Source organism: Herbaspirillum sp. CAH-3 (assembly GCF_009668275.1).
In the GTDB taxonomy this organism is placed as follows: Bacteria; Pseudomonadota; Gammaproteobacteria; order Burkholderiales; family Burkholderiaceae_D; genus Herbaspirillum; species Herbaspirillum aquaticum.
The window spans coordinates 268284-294423 of record NZ_VSWE01000005.1; the positions used below are offsets into that span (position 1 = coordinate 268284).

General features: G+C 64.8%; 22 protein-coding genes. 13 read left to right on the forward strand and 9 right to left on the reverse strand.

Annotation, left to right across the window (positions count from 1 at the left end):
• Positions 1-46: 46 nt before the first annotated feature.
• The 3 genes from FYB76_RS08630 to FYB76_RS08640 are packed head-to-tail and all read left to right on the forward strand — an operon-like array spanning position 47 to position 2702.
• On the forward strand, positions 47-817 hold the full coding sequence (locus tag FYB76_RS08630) for a phosphatase PAP2 family protein (RefSeq protein WP_154133372.1): 771 nt from the start codon (positions 47-49) through the stop codon (positions 815-817).
• A gap of 23 nt (positions 818-840) precedes the next feature.
• Entirely contained in the window at positions 841-1869 is a 1029-nt protein-coding gene (locus tag FYB76_RS08635; protein ID WP_154133373.1) for a diacylglycerol kinase family protein, read from the forward strand.
• Positions 1869-2702 carry a metallophosphoesterase gene (locus FYB76_RS08640; protein WP_154133374.1) on the forward strand — a complete coding sequence of 278 codons (834 nt, stop codon included), beginning with the start codon at positions 1869-1871 and terminating at the stop codon, positions 2700-2702. Before FYB76_RS08635 ends, FYB76_RS08640 begins: the two co-directional genes overlap by 1 nt.
• Here the strand turns inward: FYB76_RS08640 and FYB76_RS08645 are convergent, their stop codons facing one another.
• Both FYB76_RS08645 and FYB76_RS08650 read right to left on the reverse strand, forming a co-directional pair.
• Positions 2703-4139, reverse strand: a complete 1437-nt coding sequence (locus FYB76_RS08645; RefSeq protein WP_154133375.1) for a PepSY domain-containing protein — start codon at positions 4137-4139, stop codon at positions 2703-2705.
• Between the two features lie 176 nt (positions 4140-4315).
• The gene (locus FYB76_RS08650; protein WP_034331366.1) at positions 4316-4540 is read right to left on the reverse strand and encodes a hypothetical protein; all 225 of its coding nucleotides are present in this window, start codon (positions 4538-4540) and stop codon (positions 4316-4318) included.
• A gap of 243 nt (positions 4541-4783) precedes the next feature.
• Between FYB76_RS08650 and zigA the strand changes: the two genes are divergently transcribed.
• The 3 genes from zigA (at position 4784) to FYB76_RS08665 (ending at position 7975) form a co-directional block, all read left to right on the forward strand.
• Positions 4784-5998, forward strand: a complete 1215-nt coding sequence (gene zigA / locus FYB76_RS08655; RefSeq protein WP_154133376.1) for a zinc metallochaperone GTPase ZigA — start codon at positions 4784-4786, stop codon at positions 5996-5998.
• Positions 5999-6003: 5 nt separating this feature from the next.
• On the forward strand, positions 6004-6930 hold the full coding sequence (gene folE2 / locus FYB76_RS08660) for a GTP cyclohydrolase FolE2 (protein ID WP_154133377.1): 927 nt from the start codon (positions 6004-6006) through the stop codon (positions 6928-6930).
• 76 nt (positions 6931-7006) lie between these two features.
• Complete coding sequence (locus tag FYB76_RS08665; protein WP_154133410.1) at positions 7007-7975, forward strand: succinylglutamate desuccinylase/aspartoacylase family protein; 969 nt, start codon at positions 7007-7009, stop codon at positions 7973-7975.
• 13 nt (positions 7976-7988) lie between these two features.
• Here the strand turns inward: FYB76_RS08665 and FYB76_RS08670 are convergent, their stop codons facing one another.
• The 6 genes from FYB76_RS08670 to FYB76_RS08695 all read right to left on the reverse strand — a co-directional run bounded on the left by FYB76_RS08670 (position 7989) and on the right by FYB76_RS08695 (position 15455).
• Positions 7989-8471, reverse strand: a complete 483-nt coding sequence (locus FYB76_RS08670; protein WP_154133378.1) for a GNAT family N-acetyltransferase — start codon at positions 8469-8471, stop codon at positions 7989-7991.
• Positions 8472-8499: 28 nt separating this feature from the next.
• Complete coding sequence (locus FYB76_RS08675; RefSeq protein WP_154133379.1) at positions 8500-8913, reverse strand: GNAT family N-acetyltransferase; 414 nt, start codon at positions 8911-8913, stop codon at positions 8500-8502.
• A 101-nt stretch (positions 8914-9014) separates the two neighbouring features.
• A complete protein-coding gene (locus tag FYB76_RS08680; RefSeq protein WP_154133380.1) occupies positions 9015-9593 on the reverse strand; it encodes a histidine phosphatase family protein in 579 nt (192 codons plus the stop codon).
• A 166-nt stretch (positions 9594-9759) separates the two neighbouring features.
• Positions 9760-10542, reverse strand: coding sequence for an enoyl-CoA hydratase (locus FYB76_RS08685; RefSeq protein ID WP_039787174.1), 783 nt, complete (start codon positions 10540-10542; stop codon positions 9760-9762).
• Between the two features lie 18 nt (positions 10543-10560).
• Positions 10561-11721, reverse strand: a complete 1161-nt coding sequence (locus FYB76_RS08690; protein WP_154133381.1) for an acyl-CoA dehydrogenase family protein — start codon at positions 11719-11721, stop codon at positions 10561-10563.
• 146 nt (positions 11722-11867) lie between these two features.
• Entirely contained in the window at positions 11868-15455 is a 3588-nt protein-coding gene (locus tag FYB76_RS08695; RefSeq protein WP_154133411.1) for an indolepyruvate ferredoxin oxidoreductase family protein, read from the reverse strand.
• Between the two features lie 563 nt (positions 15456-16018).
• On the opposite strand from FYB76_RS08695, the gene FYB76_RS08700 reads away from it, so the two are divergent.
• Positions 16019-16939 (forward strand): sensor domain-containing diguanylate cyclase, encoded by a 921-nt coding sequence (locus FYB76_RS08700; protein WP_088754537.1) that lies wholly within the window; start codon positions 16019-16021, stop codon positions 16937-16939.
• 91 nt (positions 16940-17030) lie between these two features.
• The gene (locus FYB76_RS08705) at positions 17031-17921 is read left to right on the forward strand and encodes a PhzF family phenazine biosynthesis protein (protein WP_088754342.1); all 891 of its coding nucleotides are present in this window, start codon (positions 17031-17033) and stop codon (positions 17919-17921) included.
• 29 nt (positions 17922-17950) lie between these two features.
• On the opposite strand, the gene FYB76_RS08710 is transcribed toward FYB76_RS08705, so the two are convergent.
• Positions 17951-18874, reverse strand: a complete 924-nt coding sequence (locus FYB76_RS08710; protein ID WP_154133382.1) for a LysR family transcriptional regulator — start codon at positions 18872-18874, stop codon at positions 17951-17953.
• A gap of 142 nt (positions 18875-19016) precedes the next feature.
• Between FYB76_RS08710 and FYB76_RS08715 the strand changes: the two genes are divergently transcribed.
• The 5 genes from FYB76_RS08715 to FYB76_RS08735 all read left to right on the forward strand — a co-directional run bounded on the left by FYB76_RS08715 (position 19017) and on the right by FYB76_RS08735 (position 26132).
• The gene (locus FYB76_RS08715; RefSeq protein ID WP_088754340.1) at positions 19017-19802 is read left to right on the forward strand and encodes an SDR family NAD(P)-dependent oxidoreductase; all 786 of its coding nucleotides are present in this window, start codon (positions 19017-19019) and stop codon (positions 19800-19802) included.
• Between the two features lie 429 nt (positions 19803-20231).
• Positions 20232-21089: an ABC transporter substrate-binding protein gene (locus tag FYB76_RS08720; RefSeq protein WP_088754339.1), complete on the forward strand. Its 858-nt coding sequence runs from the start codon at positions 20232-20234 to the stop codon at positions 21087-21089.
• The gene (locus FYB76_RS08725; RefSeq protein ID WP_370516328.1) at positions 21086-24190 is read left to right on the forward strand and encodes an EAL domain-containing protein; all 3105 of its coding nucleotides are present in this window, start codon (positions 21086-21088) and stop codon (positions 24188-24190) included. The genes FYB76_RS08720 and FYB76_RS08725 overlap by 4 nt, the downstream gene beginning before the upstream one ends.
• A gap of 12 nt (positions 24191-24202) precedes the next feature.
• A complete protein-coding gene (locus tag FYB76_RS08730; protein WP_154133383.1) occupies positions 24203-24910 on the forward strand; it encodes a glutathione S-transferase N-terminal domain-containing protein in 708 nt (235 codons plus the stop codon).
• A gap of 112 nt (positions 24911-25022) precedes the next feature.
• Positions 25023-26132: a PHB depolymerase family esterase gene (locus FYB76_RS08735; RefSeq protein ID WP_229296924.1), complete on the forward strand. Its 1110-nt coding sequence runs from the start codon at positions 25023-25025 to the stop codon at positions 26130-26132.
• The last annotated feature ends 8 nt before the right edge of the window (positions 26133-26140 follow it).

Here is a 26140-nt window from a genome sequence, read left to right on the forward strand (position 1 = left end):
CCGGCCCCCTTGCCGGGGAACGGGGCGCTGAGGTTAGAATGGCCGCATGACAGAACGACCGACTTCTTCCGCCCCCGCCCTCCAGCGTTTCCTGCGCGCCCGCGTGGCGCGCGACCACCACCTCGGACTGCCGCTCACCACGGGCCTGATGGCCGTGCTGGCCACGGCCATGCTGTTTGCGCTGATCGCCTACGAAGTCAGCAGCAAAGGCGCACTCACGCACCTGGATCAGCAACTGGCGGACTGGTTCAACCAGCATGCCTTTTCACCCCTGACCGAACTGGTGCTCGGCTATACGCACCTGCATGGCACCATCGGCGTGCTGGTCATGGGCGCACTGTTGCTCTGGCATATGGTCCGCAAGCAGCGCTGGGCCTGGGTCACCGACCTGCTGCTGGTGCTGCCCGGCGGCATGCTGTGCAATTTCACTCTCAAGCACATTTTCGCGCGCCTGCGTCCCAGTTTTGACGACCCCATCCTGGTGTTGCACAGCTACAGCTTTCCCAGCGGACACACCATCGGCGCCACCCTGCTCTACGCCATGCTGGCGGCCTACCTGCTCAACCAGCCGGGCGTGACCGCCGCCATCGGTACGCGCCTGAAGACCGGCGAGCGCGGCGTGCAGGCCGCCGTCATCGGCGCAGCCCTGCTGCTGGTGGCGCTGACGGCCTTCAGCCGGGTCTACCTGGGCGCGCATTTCCTGAGCGACGTAGTGGGTGCGATGCTGCTGGGCACGGCCTGGTTCGCGCTGTGGACGACCGTGGTTTTCACGTGGCAGCGGCACTATTACGCGCAACCGCGCTCCAACGGGCTCTGAAACCATATTCCCATTGCCTGCGGATGACAGAACAAGACACGACCCAGGAATTGCCCGCCAGCCATGGCCACCCCGACGCGGCACGCTGCCCTGACGTGGTGGCCGCCATCAACGCCCGTGCCGGCGGCGGCCACGCCGACGAACTGGCCGCCCACATCACCGCTGAATTCGCCCGACACGGCCTGCACGCCATGGTGCATCTGGCACGCAGCGGCGAAGACATGCTGCAGACTGCACGCAATGCCGTGCGCGACAAGATCGCGGTGGTCGCCGTGGGCGGCGGCGATGGCAGCGTCAATGCCGTCGCCTCCACCCTGCTGGCCGATCCGCATTGCCAGAGTGCGCTGGGCGTGTTGCCGCTGGGCACGCTGAATCACTTTGCCAAGGACCTCAACATCCCGCTGACGCTGGACCAGGCCATCGCCAACATCGCCACCGGGCGCAAGCTCAAGGTCGACAGCGGCGAGGTCAATGGCGCGCCCTTCATCAACAATTCCAGCCTGGGTCTCTATCCCGACATCGTGCGCGAACGCGAAAAGCAGCAGGCGCGCCTGGGCCGAGGCAAATGGCTGGCCTTTACCTGGGCTGCCATGGGCGCGCTGCGGCGCTATCCCTTCCTGCGCGTGCGGCTGTCCATCGATGGCAAGGAACACTGGCGGCGCACGCCCTTCGTCTTCATCGGCAACAACGAATACCTGATGAGCGGCCTGGACATCGGCAAGCGGTCCACCCTCACCGACGGCCAGCTCAGTCTCTACGTGTGCCATCGCACCGGCCGCTGGGGCTTGCTGCGCCTGGCCCTGCATGCACTGTTCGGCCGCCTGCGCGAGGCCCACGACTTCGACGTGCTCACCTGCAGCGAGATCCACATCGAGACGCACAAAAAGCGCATGCGCGTGGCCACCGATGGCGAAGTCAACCTGATGCAGACACCGCTGCACTACCGCATCCGCCCCGCCTCACTGACCGTGATCGTGCCGCAGGCCGCCGCCCCGCAAACGGCCGGCAGCAGCGAGCCCGGCCTGCTCGACAAGCTGCTGGGGGAGAACTGATGCGTACCCTCATCCACCTGTCGGACCTGCATTTCGGCCGCACCGATCCGGAGATCATCGAACCCCTGGTCGCCCAGGTGCACGAGCTCAAGCCGGACCTGGTGGTGGTATCCGGCGACCTCACCCAGCGCGCCCGCAGCAGCCAGTTCAAAGAGGCCCGGGCGTTTCTCAACATGCTGCCGCAGCCGCAGCTGGTGGTACCCGGCAATCACGATGTCCCGCTCTTCAACGTTGCGGCGCGGCTGCTGCAGCCGCTGCGCAAGTACAAACGCCACATATCGGCCGATCTGCAGCCGCTGTACGTGGATGAGGAAATCGCCGTGGTCGGCATCAATACCGCGCGTTCCCTGACCATCCAGGATGGCCGCGTGAACGACCGGCAGATCGAGCACGCACGGCGCGAACTGGCCGGTGTGGGCGATCACCTGGTCAAGATCATCGTCACCCATCATCCCTTCGACCTGCCGCCTGGCCCGCAACATCACGGCCTGGTCGGCCAGGCGGTGCCGGCCATGCGCGCCTTCGCGCTGTGTGGGGCCGACCTGCTGCTGGCGGGTCACGTGCACACCAGTTCGGCCGTCAGCAGCGCCGGGCGCTATCACATCCCCGGCTATTCGGCGCTGGTGGTGCAGGCAGGCACGGCCACCTCCACCCGCGGACGCGGCGAGAGCAATTCCTTCAACGTCTTGCAGGTGGAGGCGCACCAGATCGTGGTGCATCGACTGGGCTGGAAACCCGAAGTGAAAAGTTTTGCGCTGGCCGCGTCGCAGACCTTCGTACAACGCGGCAGCGAGTGGTTCGAGCAGACCGCCGATGGCCTGCTCAGTGAATGATCAGGCCGTAGCGCGGCGCGCGCGGGAATAACGGATCACATCCACCAGCAGGAACAGCAACAGGCTGGCACCCATCAGGGGCAGACTCCAGCCCAGCAGCAGGGCCAGCACCGCCAGCGTCAGGCGCTGCAGGGGCGCCAGGCGCATCACCGCCTGCGACAGGGGTGCCAGGCTGGCACCGGCCGCCGGGCGGCGCCGCCACCACATCACGTAGCCCAGCACGATGAGCCCGGTCAGGGCCACGCCGAAGAGGGCCATCAGGATCTGGTTTGCCACGCCAAACAGCACGCCCATGTGGGCATCCACACCCCAGCGGATCAGCTTGGCGATCAGCGGAAAGTCAGCGAAATCGGCACGGCTGGTGATGGCCATGCGGTCGGCATCGATGGCCACCGTATCGACCTGGGTCGGCCAGGAGCGATCCACCTCGCGCACCACCCAGGCCTGCTGGGCCGCGCGCGGCGGGCGGATCTCGATCTCGGCAGCATCGATGCCGCCTGCGCGGGCAATCTGCTGCACCATGTCGAAGCGGGCCGGGTCGCTGGCTTGCGGCATGGGCATCTGCATGCCATGCGCGCCCATGTGGTCGGCGTGTTCGCCCATGGACATGGCCGGCGCGCCTGCCTGCAATTGGGTCGAGACCGAAGGCGTGATCCAGCCCAGTTGCGTGCGCATCTGGCTCACGCGCTCACCGGCCCAGCGCGACCAGGTCAGGCCGGTAGCCGAGAAAAACACCAGCCCCAACACGATCCACAGCCCTACGAGGGCATGCAGCCGGCGCGCGTTCATGGGACGCGGCGCGCGCACCGTACTGCCAGCGCGGCGCTGGCGACCTCGCCACCACAGCCACACTCCGCCCAACGCACCCAGCCACAGCCAGGAAGCGGCCAGCTCGCTGTAGTTGCGGCCGAAGTCGCCCAGCATCAGGTTGCGGTGCAGGTAATCCAGCGTAGTGCGCAAAGGCAGCACGCCGCTGGTGCCATAGACGATCAGGTCGCCCTTGACCTGCAGGCTGACCGGATCGACGAAGATGGCCCGGCTCTCCGAGTCGCCCAGGCCGGGCTGGGTGAACATGACCCGGGTATTCCATCCGTCGGCCTTGGCCGGCCGTACCGCGAACAGGCGCGCCTGCGGCCCGAGGAAGGCCTGTGCCGCTGCCACCTGCTCACCCAGCGGCCGGGCCTGGCCGCGGCTCTGGTGGGTGAGCTGCGAGGCGTAGAGATGCGATTCGATCTGCGGGGTGAGCACGTAGAGCGTACCGGTCAGCGCCGCCACCAGGATGAAGGGACCGACGAACAGGCCAATGTAGAAATGCAGGCGCAGCAGCACGGCATGCAAGGCGGAGCGATGGGCGTCGCCGGTACGGGCGGTCGCGCTGGCGGCGTTGGCATTTGCATTGGCAGTGCCATCGCCGGCGGGCTGGAAGGAGGTGGTCATGGCTGCGGGCGGGGAGCGCCGAAAACGGAAAGAGGCTCGCGATTGTAGGCCGTGCGGCGCTCCCTGCGAATGTGGCAATTTGTCGCAGCCCCAATGAAAAAGAGCCGACGGAACAAATTCCGTGCGGCTCTTCCTGCCTGCGACCCGCGGCGCCGTGGTCACGGCGCGCAGCGGGGTCACATGGGATTTTCGTCGATCCAGTCGCCCGAAAAATCGAGGATGTAGGCGATCGCCTCGTCTTCGGTATCGAACTCATTGGTGGGCGCCTTGCGCTGGTAGCGCAGCTTGCCGCTGCCATCCTTGCCTTCGTGAATCACGAAGCAAGCCATGAATTTGCCGTTGTCGAGCTTCTTGATCTCCGGGATGACGGCGTTTCCCTTGTACGGGAAGATCTGGGACATGTGATGAAACCTCCTTGTTGCGAGGCGACATGCTAGCACAAGCCGGGCTTTCCTACCCGTGGACGGCCACTGGCAAGCCTCCTCCGGAAGCGCGATGCATGCGCCATTTGCACTCGCCAATTGCAACATAGTTGCATTTATGAGATATTCGCAACTCAGTTGCATTTACTTCAGCAGACCTGTCATCAGTTCAGCTGATGGCAACAGCCCTTCATCCACTCTTTCGCCGATTTCACAATTTCCATGACCTCCCCCCAACGCCAGCCCGGCGACCGCCGGCTTCCCGTGACGGTCCTCTCCGGTTTCCTCGGTGCCGGCAAGACCACCTTGCTCAACCACATCCTGCACAACCGTGAAGGGCGGCGGGTGGCGGTGATCGTCAATGACATGTCGGAAGTCAACATCGATGCTGCGCTGGTGCGCGATGGCGGCGCCGACCTCTCGCGCACGGAAGAAAAGCTGGTGGAGATGAGCAATGGCTGCATCTGCTGCACCCTGCGCGAAGACCTGCTGCTGGAAGTACGCAAGCTGGCACGCGAGCGCCGTTTCGACCAGCTGGTGATCGAATCGACCGGCATCTCCGAACCGCTGCCCGTGGCCGAGACGTTTACCTTCACCGATGAGGAGGGCGCCAGCCTGGCTGATGTGGCGCGGCTCGATACCATGGTCACGGTGGTGGACGCCTTCAATTTCCTCAAGGACTACAGTTCCCAGGACAGCCTGCAGGAGCGTGGCGAATCCATGGGCGAGGAAGACGGCCGCACCGTGGTCGACCTGCTCATCGAGCAGATCGAATTCTGCGACGTGATCGTGCTCAACAAGCTGGACCTGGTCTCACCGCCTGAGTTGGAGCGGCTGCACGCCATCCTGCACAAGCTCAACCCGCGCGCACGCATCGTCACCGCGCAATTCGGCAAGGTCGCGCTGGACCAGGTCTTGAACACCGGCCTGTTCGATTTCGACCAAGCCAGCCAGGCCCCCGGCTGGCTGCAGGAACTGCGCGGCGAGCACGTCCCGGAAAGCGAACAGTACGGCATCACCAGCTTCGCCTGGCGTGCGCGCCGGCCCATGCATCCGCAGCGCTTCCACGCTCTGGTCAACAGCGAATGGCCGGGCGTGGTGCGCTCCAAGGGATTCTTCTGGCTCGCCACACGTCCGGCCCATGCGGGTTCGTGGTCGCAGGCCGGTGCCGTCTGCCGCCACGGGCTGGCCGGCAAGTGGTGGGCCGCCGTGCCGCGCGAGAAGTGGCCGCAGGACCAGGAGTCCATCGACTTCATCCTCGAACAATGGGATGACAACGTCGGCGATGCGCGCCAGGAACTGGTGATGATCGGCATGGAGATGGACCAGGCGGCATTGACGGCCAAACTCGAAGCCTGCCTGCTGACCGATGCCGAGATGGCGCAAGGCCCGATGGGCTGGGCGCGCATGGCCGATCCTTTCCCCGGCTGGGAGTAAACGGCATGAGCGTCACCGACAAACGCAGCCCCCTGCCCGACGTCGCCCGCGACGAACCTGCCAGCATCGCCCTGCGCCTGCAATGGGTGGGCAAGTGCGGCATCGCCCTGCCGCTGCGGCTGCCCGACGGCACGACACTGCCTGCCAGCGCCGAAGTGGCGGTCGACCTGCCCGACCCGCAAGCCAAGGGCATCCACATGTCGCGGCTGTACCTGCTGCTGGACACCTTCGCGGGTCGATCGCGCCTCAGTCCTGCCGCCGTACATGAACTGCTGCGCCAGATGCGCGAGAGCCACGCTGATTGCCAGTCACGCGCCGCCTTGCTGCGGCTGGACTTCGCCTTGCTGCAGCAGCGGGCTGCGCTGGTCACGCCGGCGCTGACGGGCTGGAAGAGCTATCCGGTCAGCCTCTCAGCGCAACTGCGCGATGACACGCTCGATCTCCGCCTGACGGTGAGCGTGGCCTATTCTTCCACTTGCCCCTGCTCGGCAGCGCTATCGCGACAGGCCTTGCAGGATGCCTTTGCCACTGACTTCGCGCAGCACGAGGCCATCGACCGCGATGCCGCGCTGGGCTGGCTGGCGCGCCATGCGAGTGTGGCCACGCCGCACAGCCAGCGCAGTCAAGCCGTGCTGAGCATTGCGGTCAGCGGCGATGCTGCGCAGTTCCCGCTGGTGGAATTGATCGATCGCGCCGAAGCCGCACTGGGAACGGCCGTGCAGACGGCCGTGCGGCGCGCGGATGAACAGGCCTTTGCGCTGGTCAATGGCGCCAACCTGATGTACGTGGAGGATGCTGCACGCCGGCTGCAACAAGCGCTGGAAGCGCGCTTTGCCGCCTGCTCGGTGCGCGTGTCGCACTTCGAAAGCCTGCACGCGCACGACGCCGTGGCGACCGCCGCAACGCCTGGCTGGCAGGAGCTGCTGCGCTGATGCCGGGCCGCTGCGACTGGCAGCGCCGCCCGAACCGGGGTATCGTTGCCCTTTCCGCTTCCTGTGTGTGCCGATGATGACGTCCGCTTCCCTTCCCTCTTCCCTGCGCAGGCTGCAATATGCGGCCTTCGCTCCCGGCCCGCGACTGCTGGTCCTCGGTGCCGTGCACGGCAATGAAACCTGCGGCACCCAGGCCATCGCCCGCCTGCAGCAAGAACTCGACAGCGGGCAACTGCGCCTGCAGCGCGGCCTGCTGACGCTGGTGCCGGTGACCAATCCGCTGGCCTATCAACGGCAGCAGCGCCAGGGCGACCGCAACCTGAACCGCAACCTGCGCCCGCACCCGGCCCCCGCCAACTTTGAGGACCAGCTCTGCAACGTGCTCTGTCCGTGGATCGATGAGCACGAGATCCTGCTGGACCTGCATTCCTTCCATACCGGCGGCATGCCCTTTGCGATGCTAGGACCGGAAGACAATGGCGGCGAGGTCGAACCCTTTGCCCATGCGGCCGCCGAAGCGCGCATGGTGGCGCACCTGGGCTGCCAGCGCGTGGTGGAAGGATGGATGGGGGCCTATGTGCGCGGAGTGGAGCGCCGCCGCCAGCAAGGCCATGCGGTCTCGCCCGACCTGCTGGACCGCCAGTATGGCGTGGGCACCACCGAATACGCACGCAGCAAGGGTTTATACGGCGTGACCCTGGAATGCGGCCAGCATGATGATCCGCAAGCGCCGGAAGTCGCCTATCGCGCCATCCTTCAGACGCTGGCGCTGCACGGCATGATCGATGCACCCCTGCAGCCGCCGGCGGCCGATATCCAGCTGATCCGCCTGGTCGACGTGATCGACATGGAACATGCCGAGGACCGCTTCACCCGTGAATGGTCCAGCTTCGACCGCGTGCAGCAGGGTGAAGTGATCGGCCACCGGCATGACGGCCAGGCGGTGCTGGCGCCGGGCGACGGCTACATCGTCTTCCCCAATCCGCGCGCCTTGCCGGGCAATGAATGGTTCTACTTCGGGGTCGACAGCCAGCGCCGGCTGTGACGCTGCAAGCGCTTCAGCAATCCAGTGCGTAGAAGCGGGAATCGACCACCATCACCGGGAAGGCAGGCGGCAGCGTGCTCTTCTCGATGAGCCGGAAACCGTTTTTCTCGTAGAAGCGATGCGCCGCCAGGAACTTGTCGGTAGTGCCCAGGAAAATCTGCCGCACGCCCTGCGCGCGCGCCCAGGCGATGGCGCCTTCCAGCAGCCGCGCGGCAGTGCCATGCTCCTTGCCGCGATGGCTGGCCGCCACGAACATCTTGCGCAGCGCGACCTGGGCGTTGCCGATATCGAGCAGGGAAACGGTACCGACCACCTTGCCGCCATCGAGCGCCACCCAGAAATTGCCGTGGCCCTTCTGGTAGAAACCGGCAATATCCTTCAGGTCAGGCTGACCCTCCAGCGTGATGGGAATACCGAACTCTTCCTGCTGGATGGGCAGGATGACGTCGACCACGCCCTGTGCGTGTTCCGGGCGATAGGCTTGAATCTCGATCATGGCAATTCTTTATAAATGATTTATAACGTTATTTCAGTTCATTTCCGGGCGTCAGCTCCCAGCAGCGGGGGCTGTGGGCGAAACCGATATGACTGTAGTAGTCGGTGGCATCGGGTGCAGCCAGCAAACGCAGGCGGCAGCGCGGACCGAGGCGGCTGCGGGCGGCGCGGATGAGTTCCTTGCCGATGCCACGGCGCTGGTACTGTTCATCGACGGCCAGCTCCGACATGTAGCAGGCATAGACGAAATCGGTGACGCAGCGCGCCACACCGACCAGCAATTCGCCATCCCAGGCGGTCGCGGTCAGGCTGGCATGGGTGACCATGGCTTCCATGCATTCCCGGTCGTCGAGCGGACGGCGCGGGCCCAGCGAAGTACGGGAAAGAATGTCGATGAACTGATCGGCGGTCAGTTGAAGGTCGGTACGGTAGACGATGGGCATGGGCGCAGGCGGACGTGACGACGAAGCCGGTCACGTTAACACAAAACGCCGCAGGGCATGCAGCGCTGCGGCGTCCCTTGTGCCTCGCGCAGTCCGGCGGATCAGTCGGGCCGCGCGTAGACCTTGTGCGATAGGGGCTTGCCGCTGGCATCGACCTGCACCAGCACCATTTCTCCCGAGGCCACGCTCTCACCGGTCCAGCGCCCGATGTTCACGTCATGCGTGACCAGGATCAGCGCCCGGCTGCCCTTGCCCGGCAAGGCCTTGCGCAGGTACTGTTCCAGCCGCTGGTTGGCGGTCTCGCCCTGGGCCGCGTCGTTGAAGAAGGAGGCCAGGCCATCCTGCACCTCGGGTGCGCCGAAACCCAGCAAGGTGGCGGTCTCTTTGGTACGGCACCACGGGCTGCTGGCGACGATGGCACGACTTACGCCTTGCTGGCGCAGCCAGTTGCCGATCTTGCGCGCCTGTTCACGCCCCTCTTCATTCAGGTTGCGCTGGGTGGCACAGTCATTGAGCGTGAAACCTGCGGGGTCCCCGATGCCCGGCGCACGCGCGTGGCGCATGATCAGGACATGATCGGGCTGGGACAGTTTGTCCGACAGTTCGGAAGCACCTGCCGCCACGGGCAGGCATGACAGCGCCAGCAGGGAGAACAGAAACGCGGCAATACGTGATGACATGGAACGCCTCGACGGGATCGGATGGATCAAATGAATCACGTGGATCACGTGGATCAAGGCTGCCAGTCTAGCCCAAGGCCATCGCACCACGCCCGCTTCAACGCCGCATTTGCCGCGTCAAAAACAGGTCATGGTGCAGAAAACGTCAGGCCATGTGCCGAAACGTTCAGGCGTTTTTCCAGCTCGGTGCGCGCTTTTCGAGGAAGGCATTGACGCCCTCCTTCTGGTCCTGGGTATCGAAGAGATCGACAAAGAGTTCGCGTTCGGTCTGCAGGATGGTGCCCAGCGGATTGTGACGCGCCCCCTGGATCAGCTGCTTGCTGGCCGCAACAGACGACGGGCTCTGCTTCTCGGCCTGCAAGGCCAGCGCCAGCGCACGTTCGCGCGCCTGGCCCTTGGGCACCACCTCTTCCACCAGGCCGATGCGCAGGGCGGTCTCGGCATTGACACGTTCCCCGCACAGGATCATGCGCTTGGCCCAGCCTTCACCGACCAGCCAGGGCAGGTTCTGCGTGCCGCCCGCGCAGGGCAGCAAGCCCACGGCGGCTTCCGGCAAGGCCATCTGGGCTTGCTCTTCGGCGATGCGGATGTCGCAGGCCAGGGCACACTCCAGGCCACCGCCCATGGCGTAGCCATTGATGGCGGCAATCGACACGCCACGGAAGCCCGACAAGGTCTCGAAGGCTTCCCCGAAGCGGCGCGCCATCTCCCGTGCCATGGCCTTGTCGCCATCGGCGAAGAGCTTGAGGTCAGCCCCGGCGGAGAAGAATTTCTCGCCCTCGCCGGTCACGACCAGGGTGTAGATCTCACGGTCGGCATTGAGGTCCTTGACCAGGCGCGTGAGATCGGCCAGTGCTTCGCGGGTCCAGGTGTTGGCCGGGGGATTGGACAGGGTCAGCACGGCGGTGTGGCCGCATTTTTCCAGCTTCAGGTTGGTGTAGGTGCTCATGCGTTTCCTTGTGATGGTTCAGCGGATGTCGTCCAGCGTGTCGCGGCCGAGCAGGTTGCGCGAGATGATGACGCGCATGATTTCGTTGGTGCCTTCCAGGATCTGGTGCACCCGCACGTCACGGAAATAGCGTTCCAGCGGATATTCGCGGATGTAGCCGTAGCCGCCGTGCAATTGCAGCGCCTCATTGCAGACCCGGAAACCCAAGTCAGTGGCCAGCCGCTTGGCCATGGCGCAATAGGTGGTCGCCTCGGGCGAGCCGGCATCCAGCTTGGCCGCTGCCAGCCGCACCATCTGGCGGGCGGCCACCAGTTCGGTCTGCATGTCGGCCAGCTTGAATTGCAGGGCCTGGAAGTCGGCAATCGGACGGCCGAACTGCTTGCGCTCCTTCATGTAGGCATGGGCCGCGTCCAGCGCCGCCTGCGCCGCGCCCACCGAGCAGGTGGCGATATTGATGCGCCCGCCATCGAGCCCCTTCATGGCGAAGACGAAACCCTCGCCCTCCTCGCCCAGCAGGTTGCCTGTCGCCACCTTGACGTTGTCGAAGCTGATGGTGCGGGTGGGCTGGCTGTTCCAGCCCATCTTGCTTTCCTTCTTGCCGTAGCTGATGCCGGGGGTGTCACCCGGCACTGCGATGGCCGAGACGCCGCGAGCACCGGGGCCGCCGGTGCGTGCCATCACCACCAGCAGGTCGGTGCTGCCGGCGCCCGAGATGAAGGCCTTGGAGCCGTTGATGAGGTAGAAGTCATCGACCCGGCGCGCCGTGGTCTTGAGCGAGGCGGCATCCGAACCCGAGCCCGGTTCGGTGAGGCAGTAAGAGCCGATCTTCTGGCCGGCGGCCAGTTGCTCGCACCATTCTTCTTTCAGTTCCGCATGGCCCCAGGTGGCGACCATCCAGCTGACCATGTTGTGGATGGTGAGATAGGCTGCCGTGGAGGTACAGGCACGCGCCAGTTCCTCGAACACCACCGTGGCATCCAGGCGCGAGAGGCCCAGGCCGCCCACCTCTTCCGGGGTGTAGAGGCCGCAGAAGCCCAGTTCGCCAGCCTTGGCGATCACGTCCAGCGGGAAGTGCGCCTCCTCGTCCCACTGGGCGGCGAAGGGGGCCATGGCGCGCGCAGCGAAATCGCGCGCACTTTGCTGGAAGGCCAGCTGGTCTTCGTTGAGTTCAAAATCCATGCTTGTCTCCTGTTCGTTGTTCTTGCCAGGCAATGCGGGATGGCGAGGCGCCTCCCGCTTTGGCGATTAGCTTAATGGAATTCGCGGCAGGCAGTTGTCACCGGCGCGACATTGGAGGGTATTCACCCTGGCGCGGCCAGAACTGGTCAGGCCGCAGCCGGCGTTGCGCCAGGCGCTGGCTTCGTGCCGGCCTGCGCAAACGCTGCCAGCAATTGCGCCTGCCGCACCTGCATGGCCTGTACCGCCTGCTCCTTGACATGGCCGAAGCCGCGCACCTGTTCCGGCAACTGCGCCAGGGCGATGGCCTCGGCCAGATTGTCAGCCGTCAATGCGGGCAGCAGCTCCATCACCATCTCGCGATATTGCACGATCAGCGCCCGCTCCATGCGCCGTTCCGCGGTCCGCCCGAAGAGATCGAAGACCCCGCCGCGCAAGCCCTTGCAGCGTGCCAGCAGCTTGAAGGCCGTCATCATCCAGCTGCCATAGCGCGCCTTCACCAGTCGCCCCTGACCATCCTTGCGCGCGAAGATCGGCGGTGCCAGGTTGAAGCTGAGGGTGAAATCGCCCTCGAACTGCTGCGCCAGGTCCTTCTGGAACTGGCCGTTGGTATAGAGCCGCGCCACCTCGTATTCGTCCTTGTAAGCCATCAGGCGCGAGAGATTGCGGGCCACGGCCAGGGCCAGCTTGTCGCTGCCCAGTGGCGCTTCGGCGGCGCGCACGGCCTCTACCACTTCGACGAACCGGGCGGCGTAGGACGCATCCTGATACCCGGTCAGCAAGGCCACCCGGCGCTTGATCAGTTGGTCCAGCGACTGCGGCAGATGCACCACCACCGGCTGGGCCGGCAGCGCGATCTGCTCCACGCGGCGCAAGTCGACGGCGGCGCGGCGTCCCCAGCGGAAGGCGGTCTGGTTGGCCTCGACCGCTACGCCATTGAGTTCGATCGCACGCAGCAGCGCGGCTTCGGTCAAGGGCAGTTCACCGCGCTGCCAGGCATAGCCCAGCATGAAGAGATTGGTGGCGATGGCGTCGCCCATCAGGGCTGTGGCCAGGCGTGTGGCATCGATGAAGTCGGCCTGCTGGTCGACCGATTCCAGGATCAGCGCCTTGACCTCTTCGAACGGGAACTGCCAGTCGGGATTCTTGGCGAATTGACCGGGCGGCTGCTGGTGCAGGTTGACCACCGCCCGGGTGCGGCCGGGGCGCATCTTGGAGATGGCATCGAAGGCGCCCGCCGTGAGCATGTCGCACCCCAGCACCAGGTCGGCTTCGCCGGTGGCGATGCGCTGCGCACGGATGGAATCGCGCCGGGCGGCAATGCGCACGTGCGAGGTCACGGAACCGTTCTTCTGCGACATGCCGGTCATGTCCAGCACCGACGCGCCCTTGCCTTCCAGATGCGCGGCCATGCCCATGAGTGCGCCGATGGTGATGACCCCGGTGCCACCGATGCCGTTGATGAGGATGTTGAAGGGCGTCTCGCAGGAAGGAATGGCCGGTTCGGGCAGCGCACCGAAATCATCGGGCGCGCCCTTCTTGCGGACGCCGGTACGCGACTTCTTCAACTGGCCGCCAGTCACGGTGACGAAACTGGGACAGAAGCCCTTCACGCAGGAATAATCCTTGTTGCAGGAAGACTGGTCGATGACGCGCTTGCGGCCCAGTTCGGTCTCCAGCGGCAGGATCGAGGTGCAGTTGGACTGCACGCCGCAATCGCCGCAGCCCTCGCACACGGCCGCATTGATGAAGAGCCGTTCGTTGGGGTCGGGAAATTCGCCTTTCTTGCGGCGGCGGCGCTTTTCGGCGGCGCAGGTCTGGTCGTAGATGATGACGCTCACGCCTGGAATCTCGCGCAGCTCGCGCTGCACCGCATCCATGTCCTTGCGGTCGTGCAGGCTCACTGCCTGCGGCAGGCCACTGCGGTCGGCGTAACGGCTGATGTCCTCCGAGACCAGCGCGATGCGTTGCACGCCTTCAGCGGCCATCTGCTGCGCGATCATCGGCACCGACACCGTGCCATCCACCGGCTGCCCGCCCGTCATGGCCACGGCATCGTTGTACAGGATCTTGTAGGTCATGTTGACCCGCGCGGCCACCGCTGCGCGAATGGCCAGGTAACCCGAATGGAAATAGGTGCCATCGCCCAGGTTGGCGAACACATGCGGCACCTTGGAGAATGGCGCCTGCCCGATCCAGGGCGCGCCCTCGCCGCCCATGTGGGTGGTCAGCTTGTTGAATTCCGGATAGATGGCGGTGGCCATGACGTGACAGCCGATCCCGGCCAGCGCGAAGCTGCCCTCGGGTACGCGCGTGGAGGTATTGTGCGGACAGCCCGAGCAATAGTAAGCCGGGCGCGGCGGCGTATTGACGGCCTTGGTCAGCACCGCATCCTTGGCATCGAGGAAGGCCAGGCGCGCCTTGATCAGGTCACTGGTATGGAAACGCGCGATGCGCGCGGCAATCACGCGGGCGATCTGCGCCACCGAGAAATCGGCCTTGGAGGTCAGCAGCCATTCGCCGCGCGGGGCCACCCATTCGCCCTTTTCGTCGAACTTGCCGATCACGCGCGGACGGACATCATCGCGCCAGTTGTAGAGCTGCTCCTTCAACTGGTATTCGACCATCTGGCGCTTTTCTTCCACCACCAGGATTTCATCGAGGCCCTGCGCGAATTCACGCACGCCATCCGGCTCCAGCGGCCAGGGCATGGAGACCTTGAAGACCCGCAGCCCGATCTCGGCCGCAAAGGCTTCGTCGATGCCCAGTTCGGACAAGGCTTCCAGCACATCCAGATAGGACTTGCCCGAGGCGATGATGCCCAGCCGCGCCCGGGGGCTGTCGATCATCACGCGGTTGAGCTTGTTGGCGCGCGCGTAGGCCAGCGCGGCATAGATCTTGTAATCCTGCATCAGCGCTTCCTGCTTGCGCGCCTGCACGCCCAGGGTATCGGTGGAAAGCCGTGCGTTGAGGCCGCCCGCAGGCATGACGAAATCGGTCGGCAGGCGGATCTCGACGCGGAAGGGATCGGCATCCACCGAGGCACTGGACTCGACGGTGTCAGCCAGCGCCTTGAACCCGACCACGCAGCCGGAATAACGCGACATGGCCCAGCCGTGCAGGCCCAGGTCCAGGTATTCCTGCACGTTGCAGGGATAGAGCATCGGGATCATCGATGCCGAAAAAATATGGTCCGACTGGTGCGGCAGGGTCGAGGAATACGCCCCGTGGTCGTCCCCGGCCACCAGCAGCACGCCGCCCTGGGCGGAGGTGCCGGCGTGGTTCATGTGCTTCAACACATCGCCACAGCGGTCCACGCCGGGCCCCTTGCCGTACCACATGGCATAGACGCCGTCATAGTCGGAAGGACCGATCAGCTTGACCTGCTGCGTGCCCCAGACGGCGGTGGCGGCCATGTCTTCGTTCACGCCGGGCTGGAACTTCACGCGGTGCGCGGCCAGGTGCGGCTGGGCGTGCCAGAGGGCTTCGTCCAGACCGCCCAGGGGCGAGCCGCGATAGCCGGAAATGAACCCGGCCGTGTTCAGGCCCGCCGCACGGTCGCGGATTTGCTGCAGCATCGGCAGGCGGACCAGCGCCTGGATGCCGGAGAGATAGATGGCGCCTTCGGTGGCGGTGTATTTGTCGTCCAGGCTGACAGGTGCCAGTCCGGAAGTGTCTGTAGCTGTACCGGTACGGTTGCCTGTCCGGTCAATGAAGTGTGCGGTGACGGTATGCAAGCCGTCAGTCGCGGGGGTGCCGGGTGTCTGGTCGAGGACCGGCGAGTGAGCGCTCACTGGGGTCACAGCCTGTGCGCAGTCGCGAACGCCTTCTACGGTTGGCGTCGCCGCTGCGGCAGGCTCAGCTGCCGAACGGAATTGCATTGCTTGTCTCCAAAATTTTTGTTTCAGATAGCGTCTGCCATTACTGCACCGGGTACGGCACATCACTGCCAGACACATCGACCGTGGTAGCGGTCCACACAACAATCTCCGTCTCGAAAACTGCTGTGACTGAAGTCTATCCGCAGGGGCCAACAATGCGGAAATACCGAATGAGGATAGGGGTATAAGGAAAAACGATAGCCATGGAGAGCGCAAAGGGCTCCGGCTCCAGCTCATTGCCACGTGGAAATCCAGGGGGCCATGCGCAAGGATTGCCACACTTTTTCATCGTTTTGACAGCGATACGCGTTATGCTTGCCGGCAAAATTTTTGTGCTGCCTTGCGGCAGCATTTCCTGACGACAACCCGCCACTACCACGACGCCCCGACGAATCATGAGCAATCCGATCCAAGAACAGATGGAACCCGACAGCGCCGTCTACAAAACCCTGCTGGAATCGACCAAGGCGATTCCCTGGAAGATCGACTGGAGCACCATGCAGTTCGCCTACATCGGCCCGCAGATCGAGCAGCTGCTGGGCTGGACCCCGGAGAGCTGGAAGACGGCCGATGACTGGGCCATGCGCATCCACGCCGAAGACCGCGAGGCCGTGGTCAACTTCTGCATCTCGCAATCCAAGGCAGGTGCCGATCACGAGGCCGACTACCGTGCCCTGACCCGCGATGGCGAGCACATCTGGATCCGCGACGTGGTGCACGTGGTGCGCAATCCCGATGGCAGCCCCAATGCGCTGATCGGCTTCATGTTCGACATCACCGAGCGCAAGAAGACCGAAGCGCGCCTGGCCGAGCTGCAGAAGGAGCTGGAGGCGCTGTCCTATCGCGACGGCCTGACCAATGTGGCCAACCGCCGCATGTTCGATTCGGCCCTGGAAGTGGAATGGGCCAATGCGGTCAATACGCGCGCACCGTTGTCGCTGATCATGCTCGACATCGATTACTTCAAGCAGTACAACGACCATTACGGCCATATCCGGGGTGACGAATGCCTCAAGCAGGTGGCCCAGCTGCTCAGCCAGAGCGCCACCCGCAGCCGCGATTTCTTTGCCCGCTATGGCGGCGAGGAATTCGTGCTGATCCTGCCCGAGTGCGATGAAAAGGCCGCCCTGCAGGTGGCCCAGCGCTGCCGCGCGCTCATCAACGAAGCCGCCATCCCGCACGCCAAGTCGCAAATCTCCGAGCACGTCACCATCAGCCTGGGCGTGGCCACCATCGTGCCCTCGCCCATGGACCAGCGCATCGCCTTCCTGGAGCAGGCCGACCGCCGCCTGTACCGCGCCAAACAGTTGGGCCGTGACTGTATTGCCGTGGACGAGTGAACTGTACCTGTCTCGCAGTGAAGGCCGTCGCTACAATCGGCCTTCCTGCTTGCGCTTTGGCGCAGGTCCCCTGACCTTGCTGCGAGACTCCATGCCTGCCACCTACGCTTACCGCCTGCTCAACGTCTTCGCCGAATCGACCTTCGGCGGCAATCCCCTGTGCGTCTTCGAGGATGCGCGCGGCCTCGATGAGGCCACCATGCTGGCGCTGGCCCTGCAATTCAATCTCTCGGAAACCACCTTCATCCTGCCTTCGACTGTGGCCGATGCGCGGGTGCGCATCTTCACCACGGGCTACGAGATGCCCTTTGCCGGACATCCCACGCTGGGCAGCGCGCAGGTCGTGCGCGCGCTCCTGGGCGGCGGCGATGCACTGCGCCTGGAATTCAAGGCCGGGGTAGTGCCGGTACAAGCCGAGGGCGACGTCTGGACCTTCACCGCACCCTGCCCCGGCGGCCCGCGCACGGCGCCATCGCCCCTGTCGCGCCGCGAGGTGGCCGCCCTGCTGGGCCTGGACGAAAGCGACCTGGCCGCCGATCCCATGTGGGTCGATACCGGTGCCGACCAGTTCCTCATTGCGCTGCGCTCGCCCGAGGCGGTGCGCCGTGTCCAGCCCGACAGCGGCCTGCTGGACCGCTGGCCGGCCAGCAGCCTGGGGCGCAAGACGGCCTATGTGTTCGCCTTTGATGAGGAGGCCCCCGGCCAGGTGCTGGCGCGCTACTTCTTCACCAAGCAAGGCGGCGGTGTGGCCGAAGACCCGGGCACCGGCTCGGCTTGCGCCAACCTGGGCGGCTGGCTCATTGCCACCGGCGCAAGCCTGCCGGCGCGCTATGCCATCGACCAGGGCGCCGCCGTCGACCGCCCGTCGCGCCTGCGCCTGGCCGTCGGCAGCGATGGCGCAATCCAGGTCGGTGGGCGCGTCATCGAGATCGGACGGGGGACCGTCACCATCGATCCGGTCGGCCAGACCCTGCTGGCCTGAACGGCGCCATCAAGGGCCGGCCTGGGCGATCAACGCGTCAGGCCGCCTTCCTGCGTGAGCGGAAAGATCAACGCATGCAGCCAGTCCATGAATTCGGCCAGCCGTGCCGGTACATGGCGCCGGCTGGCATAGAGCAGGTTGATGGGCATGGGCGCCGGACGATATTGCGGCAACACTTCCACCAGCTTGCCACCGTCGAGCATCTTGCGTTTCTGCGCGCCGACCAGCGGTAGCTGGATCAGGCCCAGGCCGGCCTGGCAGGCGGCGTAGTAGGTCTCCGTGCTGTTGACCGTGACGCTGCCGGCCATGGGCAGCGTGCGGGTCTGGGTGCCGTCGAACCACTCCCAGCCCGGTGAACGTCCACCCAGCACCTGGCGGTAGTGCACCAGCTGGTGAAGGGCCAGGTCCTCCAGGGTGCGCGGCGTGCCGTGCTTTTTCAGGTAGGCGGCGCTGGCGCAGTTGATCTGTGCCAGATGCCCGATGGGCCGGGCCACCAGCGAGGAATCATCCAGCGTGCCGGTCCGCAGCACGCAATCGAAACCTTCGGCCACCAGGTCGACGCGACGGTCACTGGCCGACAGCTCGATCTCCAGCTGCGGATGCCGCGCCAGGAAAGTCGGCAAGGCCGGCAATACCACTTCACGCGCCATGGCGCTGGACATGTCGACCCGCAGCTTGCCGCTCAAAGGCTGCCCGCCCGCGCGGAACATGCCGCGCAGGGACTCGAATTCATCCAGCAAATCCTGGCTGCGCCGGTAGAAGGCTTCGCCATCGGCGGTCAGCTGCACGCGCCGCGTGGTGCGCTGGAGCAGGCGCGTGCCCAGCATCTGTTCCAGCTGCTGCACGGCCAGCGAGACGCTGGCATTGGGCAACCCCAGCTGGCGCGCAGCACCGCTGAAACTGGCCAGTTCGGCCACGCGCTGGAAGATCTTGAGGGTATCCAACTGGTTCATGCGCTCATCCGATTATTATGAAATATTGAAAAGTCTAATAGCAAATCCGAAATTTATTCGCTTTTTCCTTCTCAATATACTGGCCTCCGTGGTCTTGCAACATCCCTTGCATCGCTTCTCTCAACGACTTCCGGAGCCTCACATGAACGCAGCAACCTCTTCCAACAACACCTCTCCCCGCATCGCCCTGATCACCGGCGGCAGCCGCGGCCTGGGCAAGAACGCGGCCCTGCACCTGGCCCGCCAAGGCGTGGGTATCCTCTTCACCTATGTAGGCAACCGTACTGCTGCCGACGCCACGGTGTCAGAAATCGAAGCCTTGGGTGTGCCGGTGGCGGCCCTGCAACTGGACCTGGCTGACAGCGCAAGTTTTACGGCCTTCGCACAACAAGTGTCCGATGCACTGTACCGGCACTGGCAGGCCAGCCAATTCAACTACCTGGTCAACAATGGCGGCATGGGCATCTATGGCGCCATTGCCGAGACCAGCGAGGCCGACTTCGATGCACTCTACAAAGTCCATCTGAAAGGCCCCTTCTTCCTGACCCAGGCACTGCTGCCGCTGCTGGCCGATGGCGGTCGCATCATCAACATCTCCAGCGGGCTGGCGCGTTTCACGCTGCCGGGCTATGGCGCCTATGCCGCCATGAAGGGCGGCGTGGAAGTGATGACGCGCTACATGGCCAAGGAATTCGGTGCACGCGGCATTGCCGTCAACACCGTGGCACCGGGTGCCATCGAGACCGATTTCGGCGGTGGCCGCGTGCGCGACAATGCCGAGCTCAATGCCCTCATCGCCGGCCAGACCGCACTGGGCCGCGTGGGCTTGCCGGACGACATCGGCGCTGCGATTGCCTCGCTGCTGCGTGAAGACAATGGCTGGATCAACGCCCAGCGCGTGGAGGTCTCGGGCGGCTTCTCCATCTGAGCAAGCCAGGCCCCTGCGGCCTGATCACGAGCGTGACCACAAGACCGGCGTTTCCGCCCAGGAAATGCCGGCTTTTTTATGCATGATCATTCACTTCGGCAGCAGCGCATCCTGGCTTTTCGAGCCCCGCATGCACAAGCCGCGCAGCCGCATGCAGCCTGCCGCTGCAGCCAATGACGCATTATGTTGCGCATTGGAATCTGCTCGGGTAACATCGCTCGGCATCTGATGAAGGACCGTTCATGCAGCCATGGCACGCACGCCAGCAGAACAGGTCATCACACCACCTCCACGGGCGGCAGATACACAACAACAGCGACAAGCCAGGACAAGGTCCTGGCATGGTGATTTCAGGGAAGGACGGCACGCCACGGGCCCGCGCAGGATCGCGCATGCGGCGCTGGCTGGCGTCCACACAGTGGCGTATTCATGGGGGGCAGTATTTTCAGTCGACTCTTTCGCAATCGCGCAGTACGTGCCTGTGCGAGCGCGGCCACGCTTTTCACTGCACTGCTGGCTTCCCCGCTTTCCCACGCTGCTGGCCCTGCCATCGCCGGCGGGCCGGATTGTTCGCGTCCCTTCACGCTGGCGCTGCACGACCACGGCCTGCTCTACTCGGCCGCAACGGACACCGGGATCGACAAGGATTTCGCCGATGAGCTGATCCGCCGCAGCGGCTGCAAGGTCAATGTCAGCCTGATGTCGCGGGCGCGCATCTGGCAGCTCATCGAATCGGGCGCGCTGGACTTCAGCCTCTCGGGCATCACCAATCCGGACCGCGACAAGTTCGCCGCCTTCGCCTGGTACTTCAGCAACAAGTACTACCTGCTGGTGCGCAAGGATGCCGGCATCAACCAGCTGTCCGATGTCGCCCGCAACGAACGCTTCCAGCTGGGCGTCATCCGCAGCTTCCGCTACAGCAGCAATGCCAACCGCATGGTGGACCAGCTCGCTGCCGCCAACCGCGTCACCCTGGCCGGCGGCCTGGAGCCGCTCTACGAAGCCCTGCTGCAGAACCGCATCCAGGGCATGATCATGGAGCCCTTCGATTACCCGGTGGTGGAAGAAAAACGCATTCGTGATGCCACCAACATCATCGGCTTCGAGGACCCCTCGGTACCGCATGGCCTGATCATGTCGCGCAAGGCGCTCTCGCCGGCCGAACTGGACAAATGGCGTGCCCTGGTCAATGGCATGCTGGCCGACGGCACGGTGCTGCGCATCTTCCGCAAGTACTTCAATGCGGAACTGGCGGCGGCCATGGTTGAATTCCAGAGCAAGCCGTGAACTGGATCCGCCCGATCCTGCTACCCGTCATCATCCTGGCCACAGGATTGGGCGTCACCTGGATCGCCTGGGACCACGAGCGCGAAGCCGCCGCCAAGGAAGTCCATACCCAGTTCGCCTCAGTCCTGCGCGAGACGGTCAGCCGCATCGAGCAGCGCATGGCCTCTTACGAGCAGATGCTGCATGGCGTGCAGGGACTGGTCTCGGCCACCGGCAACATCGACCGCAACCAGTTCCGGGACTATGTCGAGGCGCTCAACCTGGACGCCAATTTCTCGGGCATCCAGGCCATCAGCATCGAGGAGTGGGTGCCGGCATCGCAGCTGGATGCGCACCTGGCCCGTATGACGCGCCAGGGCCTGGCCGACTACAAGATCCGTCCTCCCGGCGCGCGCATGGCCTATGCGCCGACCATCCTGCGCGAACCCTATGTGGGGCGCAACCGTCTTCCCTTCGGCAATGACCAGTGGTCTGATCCGGTGCGCCGCGCGGCCATGGAGAAGGCGCGCGACTCGGGCATGGCGACCGTTTCCGGCAAGATCGAACTGGCCGGCGAAGGTCCGGCAGCGCCGGCCTTCATGATGTACCTGCCGCTCTACGAGCGCGGCAAGCCGCAGTCCACCATCACCGAACGACGCGCCAGCCTGATTGGCTGGGTGCATGCGGTCTTCCGCATGAGCGACGTGATCGCCAGCCTCTATGGCGAGAGCAGCCGCACCATCGCCTTCACGCTCTACGACGGCGTGACCCAGCAACCGGAAGCCCTGCTCTATCGCTCGCCCCTGGCCAGCGGCCCCATGCATCGGCCGCGGCTGCAGGCCGACGAATACCTGGTGGTGGCCAACCACAACTGGACCCTGTCCATCAGCACCACCGACGCCTTCACCGCCCAGTTCGGGCGCAATGCCGAGCACCTCATCGCCGCCACCGGCATCGGCGCCAGCATCACCCTGGCATTGCTGGCCTGGCTGATGATGTCCAGCCGCAAGCGTGCCGTGCGCCTGGCCGAGAAGATGACCGCCGAACTGCGCGCCAGCGAAGAACAGTTCCGCGCCATCGCCGATTGCACCGTCAACTGGGAAGTCTGGTGGGGCCTGGATGGCCGTCCGCGCTGGATCAATCATGCAGTGCGCGACTACACCGGCTATACGGTGGAGCAATGCCTGTCGATGCCGGACTTCATCGGCACCATCGTCCATCCGGACGACGAGCGCCGCATCCGCGCCGAACTGGCACGCTGCATGGATGGACAAAAGCGCGAAGACGTCGAGTTCCGCTGCGTACGCAAGGATGGTACGGTGTTCTGGCTCTCGCTGTCGTCGGCGCCGATTGCCGACGCCCAGGGCAGCTTCACCGGTTTTCGCACCAGCGCGCGCGACATCACCGAGCGCAAGCAGATCGAAGCCGAACTGCGCATTTCGGCGGTGGCCTTCGATTCGCGCGAGGGCATGCTCATCACCGACGCCAACAGCAAGATCCTGCGCGTGAACAAGGCCTTCACCGAGATCACCGGGTATACCGCCGAGGAAATCGTCGGCAAGCATCCCAAGCTGCTGCGCTCGGATCGCCATGGTCCGGCCTTCTTCCAGGAGATGCGCGAGAGCATCCGCCGCTTCGGCAAATGGCAAGGTGAAATCTGGGACCGTCGCAAGAACGGCGAAGTCTATCCCGAGTGGCTGACCATCTCGGCGGTAAGGAACAAGGACAACCAGGTCACCCATTACGTGAGCACGCATCACGACATCAGCGACCGCAAGCTGGCCGAGGAGCGCATCCGCGAACTGGCCTTCTTCGATGCCCTGACCCGCCTGCCCAACCGTACCCTGCTGCTGGACCGGCTCAAGCAGGCCATCGCGCTGTCGCTGCGCACGCGCACCTGCGGCGCCCTGCTGTTCATCGACCTGGACCACTTCAAGACCTTGAACGATACGGTCGGCCATGAAAAGGGCGATACGCTCCTGAAGCAGGTGGCCCAGCGCCTGCTGGCCAACGTGCGTGAAAACGATACGGTGGCGCGCGTGGGCGGTGACGAATTCGTGGTCGTACTCGAAGGCCTCAACGACACCCAGCAGGAAGCCGCCACCCAGACCCGCGCCATCGGCGAGAAGATCCTGGCCGCCCTGGGCGAGACTTACCAGCTCGACGAAGTGGAATACCGCACCACCGCCAGCATCGGCGCCACCGTCTTCCTGGGCCGCGCAGCCTCGGTGGATGAACTCATGAAACAGGCCGACCTGGCCATGTACAAGGCCAAGGAAACCGGCCGCAATGCGCTGCGCTTCTTCGATCCGGCCATGCAAACCGCCGTGCTGGAACGCGCCACGCTGGAAGCCGGACTGCGCAAGGCCATCGACGGCAACCAGCTGCTGCTGCACTACCAGCCGCAGGTGGTCGAAGGCGGCCGCGTGACCGGCGCCGAAGTGCTGGTGCGCTGGCAGCACCCGCAGCGGGGCATGGTGCCGCCAGGCGACTTCATCCCCCTGGCCGAAGAAACCGGGCTGATCCTCTCGCTGGGCAACTGGGTACTGCAGACCGCCTGCAAACAACTGGCCGCGTGGGCCAAGCAACCGCGCATGGCTGAGCTCAGCATTGCCGTCAACGTCAGCGCGCCGCAGTTGCGCGAGGCGGATTTCGTGCAGACCGTGCTGGACATCATCGAACGCACCGGCGCCAACCCGCGCCGCCTGAAGCTGGAACTGACCGAAAGCCTGCTGGTGGACAACGTCGAAGACATCATCCAGAAGATGTTTGCCTTGAAGGCCTATGGCGTGGAGTTTTCGCTGGACGATTTCGGCACCGGCTATTCCTCGTTGTCCTACCTCAAGCGGCTGCCGCTGAATCAGCTTAAAATCGACCAGTCTTTCGTGCGCGATGTCCTGATCGATCCCAACGACGCCTCGATAGCCAAGACCATCGTCAACCTGGCCCAGAGCCTGGGGCTGGGGGTGATCGCCGAGGGCGTGGAAACCGATGCCCAGCGCTCCTTCCTGGCCGATGCCGGCTGCCATGCCTACCAGGGCTACTACTTCTGCCGGCCGGTAACGGTCGAGGCCTTCGAAAAATTCGCCCAGGACCGCGACCTCCTCATATCCGCTGCCTAGGAGTCCGATCTCATGAGTCACGCTTTGTCCGCCTTCGCCATCCATCAAAAATGGCCGGCCCAACATCCCGACCGCATCCAGCTGTATTCGCTGCCCACGCCCAATGGCGTGAAGGTCTCGATCATGCTGGAAGAAACCGGCCTGCCCTACGAAGCCCACCTGGTGAGCTTCGAGACCAATGACCAGATGTCGCCGGAATTCCTGTCGCTGAACCCGAACAACAAGATCCCCGCCATCATCGATCCCAACGGCCCCAACGGCGCACCGCTGCCGCTGTTCGAATCGGGCGCCATCCTGCTCTACCTGGCCGAGAAGACCGGCCAGTTCCTGCCGGCCGATCCCGCTGCACGCTACCAGGTGATCCAGTGGGTGATGTTCCAGATGGGCGGCGTGGGTCCGATGTTCGGGCAGCTGGGCTTCTTCCACCGCTTTGCCGGCAAGGAGTATGAAGACAAGCGTCCGCGCGACCGCTACGTCAACGAATCCAGGCGCCTCCTGGGCGTGATGGACAAGCGCCTGGCCCAGAGCCAATGGCTGGGCGGCGACGCGTATTCCATCGCCGATATTGCTACCTTCCCGTGGATCCGCAACCTGATCGGCTTTTATGAAGCCGCCGAACTGGTGGGGTTCCAGGACTTCCCCAACGTCGCCCGTGCGCTGGAAGCCTTCGTGGCGCGTCCGGCCGTGGTGCGCGGACTGAACATTCCGGCGCGCGGCTGATCGACGGCCTCTGCCAGCCGGGCACCGGGCGGCGCAAGGTGTAAATCGTTTTGCACCGTCCGGTCCCGCGCGTTAACATGGCGCCCATCACTGCGAACGCATCCTGCCTGCCATGACGAACCGATTTCCGTCTTGCCCTCCTGATCGCGCCCGCCTCGTGCGCCGTGGCCTGCTGGCTGCGCTGTGCGCGCTGCCACTGCTGGCCAGCCTGCCGGCGCAGGCGGTTGACCTGTCGCTGAAGACGATCCGCGTGGGCAATCTCTCGCGCGCCTATTTTTCCGAACGCAATGCCGTCGGTGAAGCACAGCCGCTGATCGTCGCGCTCCATGCCAGCGGCTCCAGTGGCTCCTTGATGGCGCGCGCCACCGGGCTGACCGAGATTGCCGAAGCGGCTGGCTACATGATCGTCTACCCCAACGGCACCGGCCTGGCCATCGATGCCCGCACCTGGAATTCCGGCGGCTGCTGCGGTTACGCGCAGATGCACAAGGTCGATGACGTGGCCTTCCTGCGCGCGCTGATCGACAAGCTGGTCAAGGATGGCCTGGCCGATCCGCAACGCATCTACCTGGTGGGCGTCTCCAATGGCGGCATGATGGCCTATCGCATGGCCGCTGAAGCACCTGAACTGTTCAAGGCGGTCGCCGTGGTCAGCGCCGTGCTGGATGTGCCGCCCGAGTCGGTGAAGGCGGCCATGCCGCTGCTGCACATCCATGGCAGCGATGATCCCTTCATTCCTTTCCTGGGTGGCATCGGCAAGCAGGAAGTCTCGCAGTTGCCGCGTCTGTCGGTGGCGCGCAGCATCGAAGCTTTCGTCAAGGCCGACGGCGCCAATGCGCGCCCGACGGTGACCGACATCCCCGATACCGCCAACGATGGCACCACCATTCGCCAGTACACCTACGCCAGCAAGAGTGACCCGCAGGCCGTGGTGCTCTATGAGGTCAAGGGCGGTGGCCATGCCTGGCCAGGCGGCGTGGTGCCCATCGTCAATGGCGGCAAGTCGTCACAGAACCTGGATGCCTCGCGCACCGTCATCAACTTCTTCAATGCCCATGGTGGCGGCCGCCAGAACGAGCAGGTGGACGACAATCTCCCGCCCGGCGCCACACCGCTGCCCGCGCCGCCTGCCACACCGGCCTCCCCCTTGCCGACGAAGCCGCCCGTGCCTGCCGCGCCTGCACCCACGCGCCCCGGCATGAAGGGACTGGCCCCTGGCTGACGCTGCCA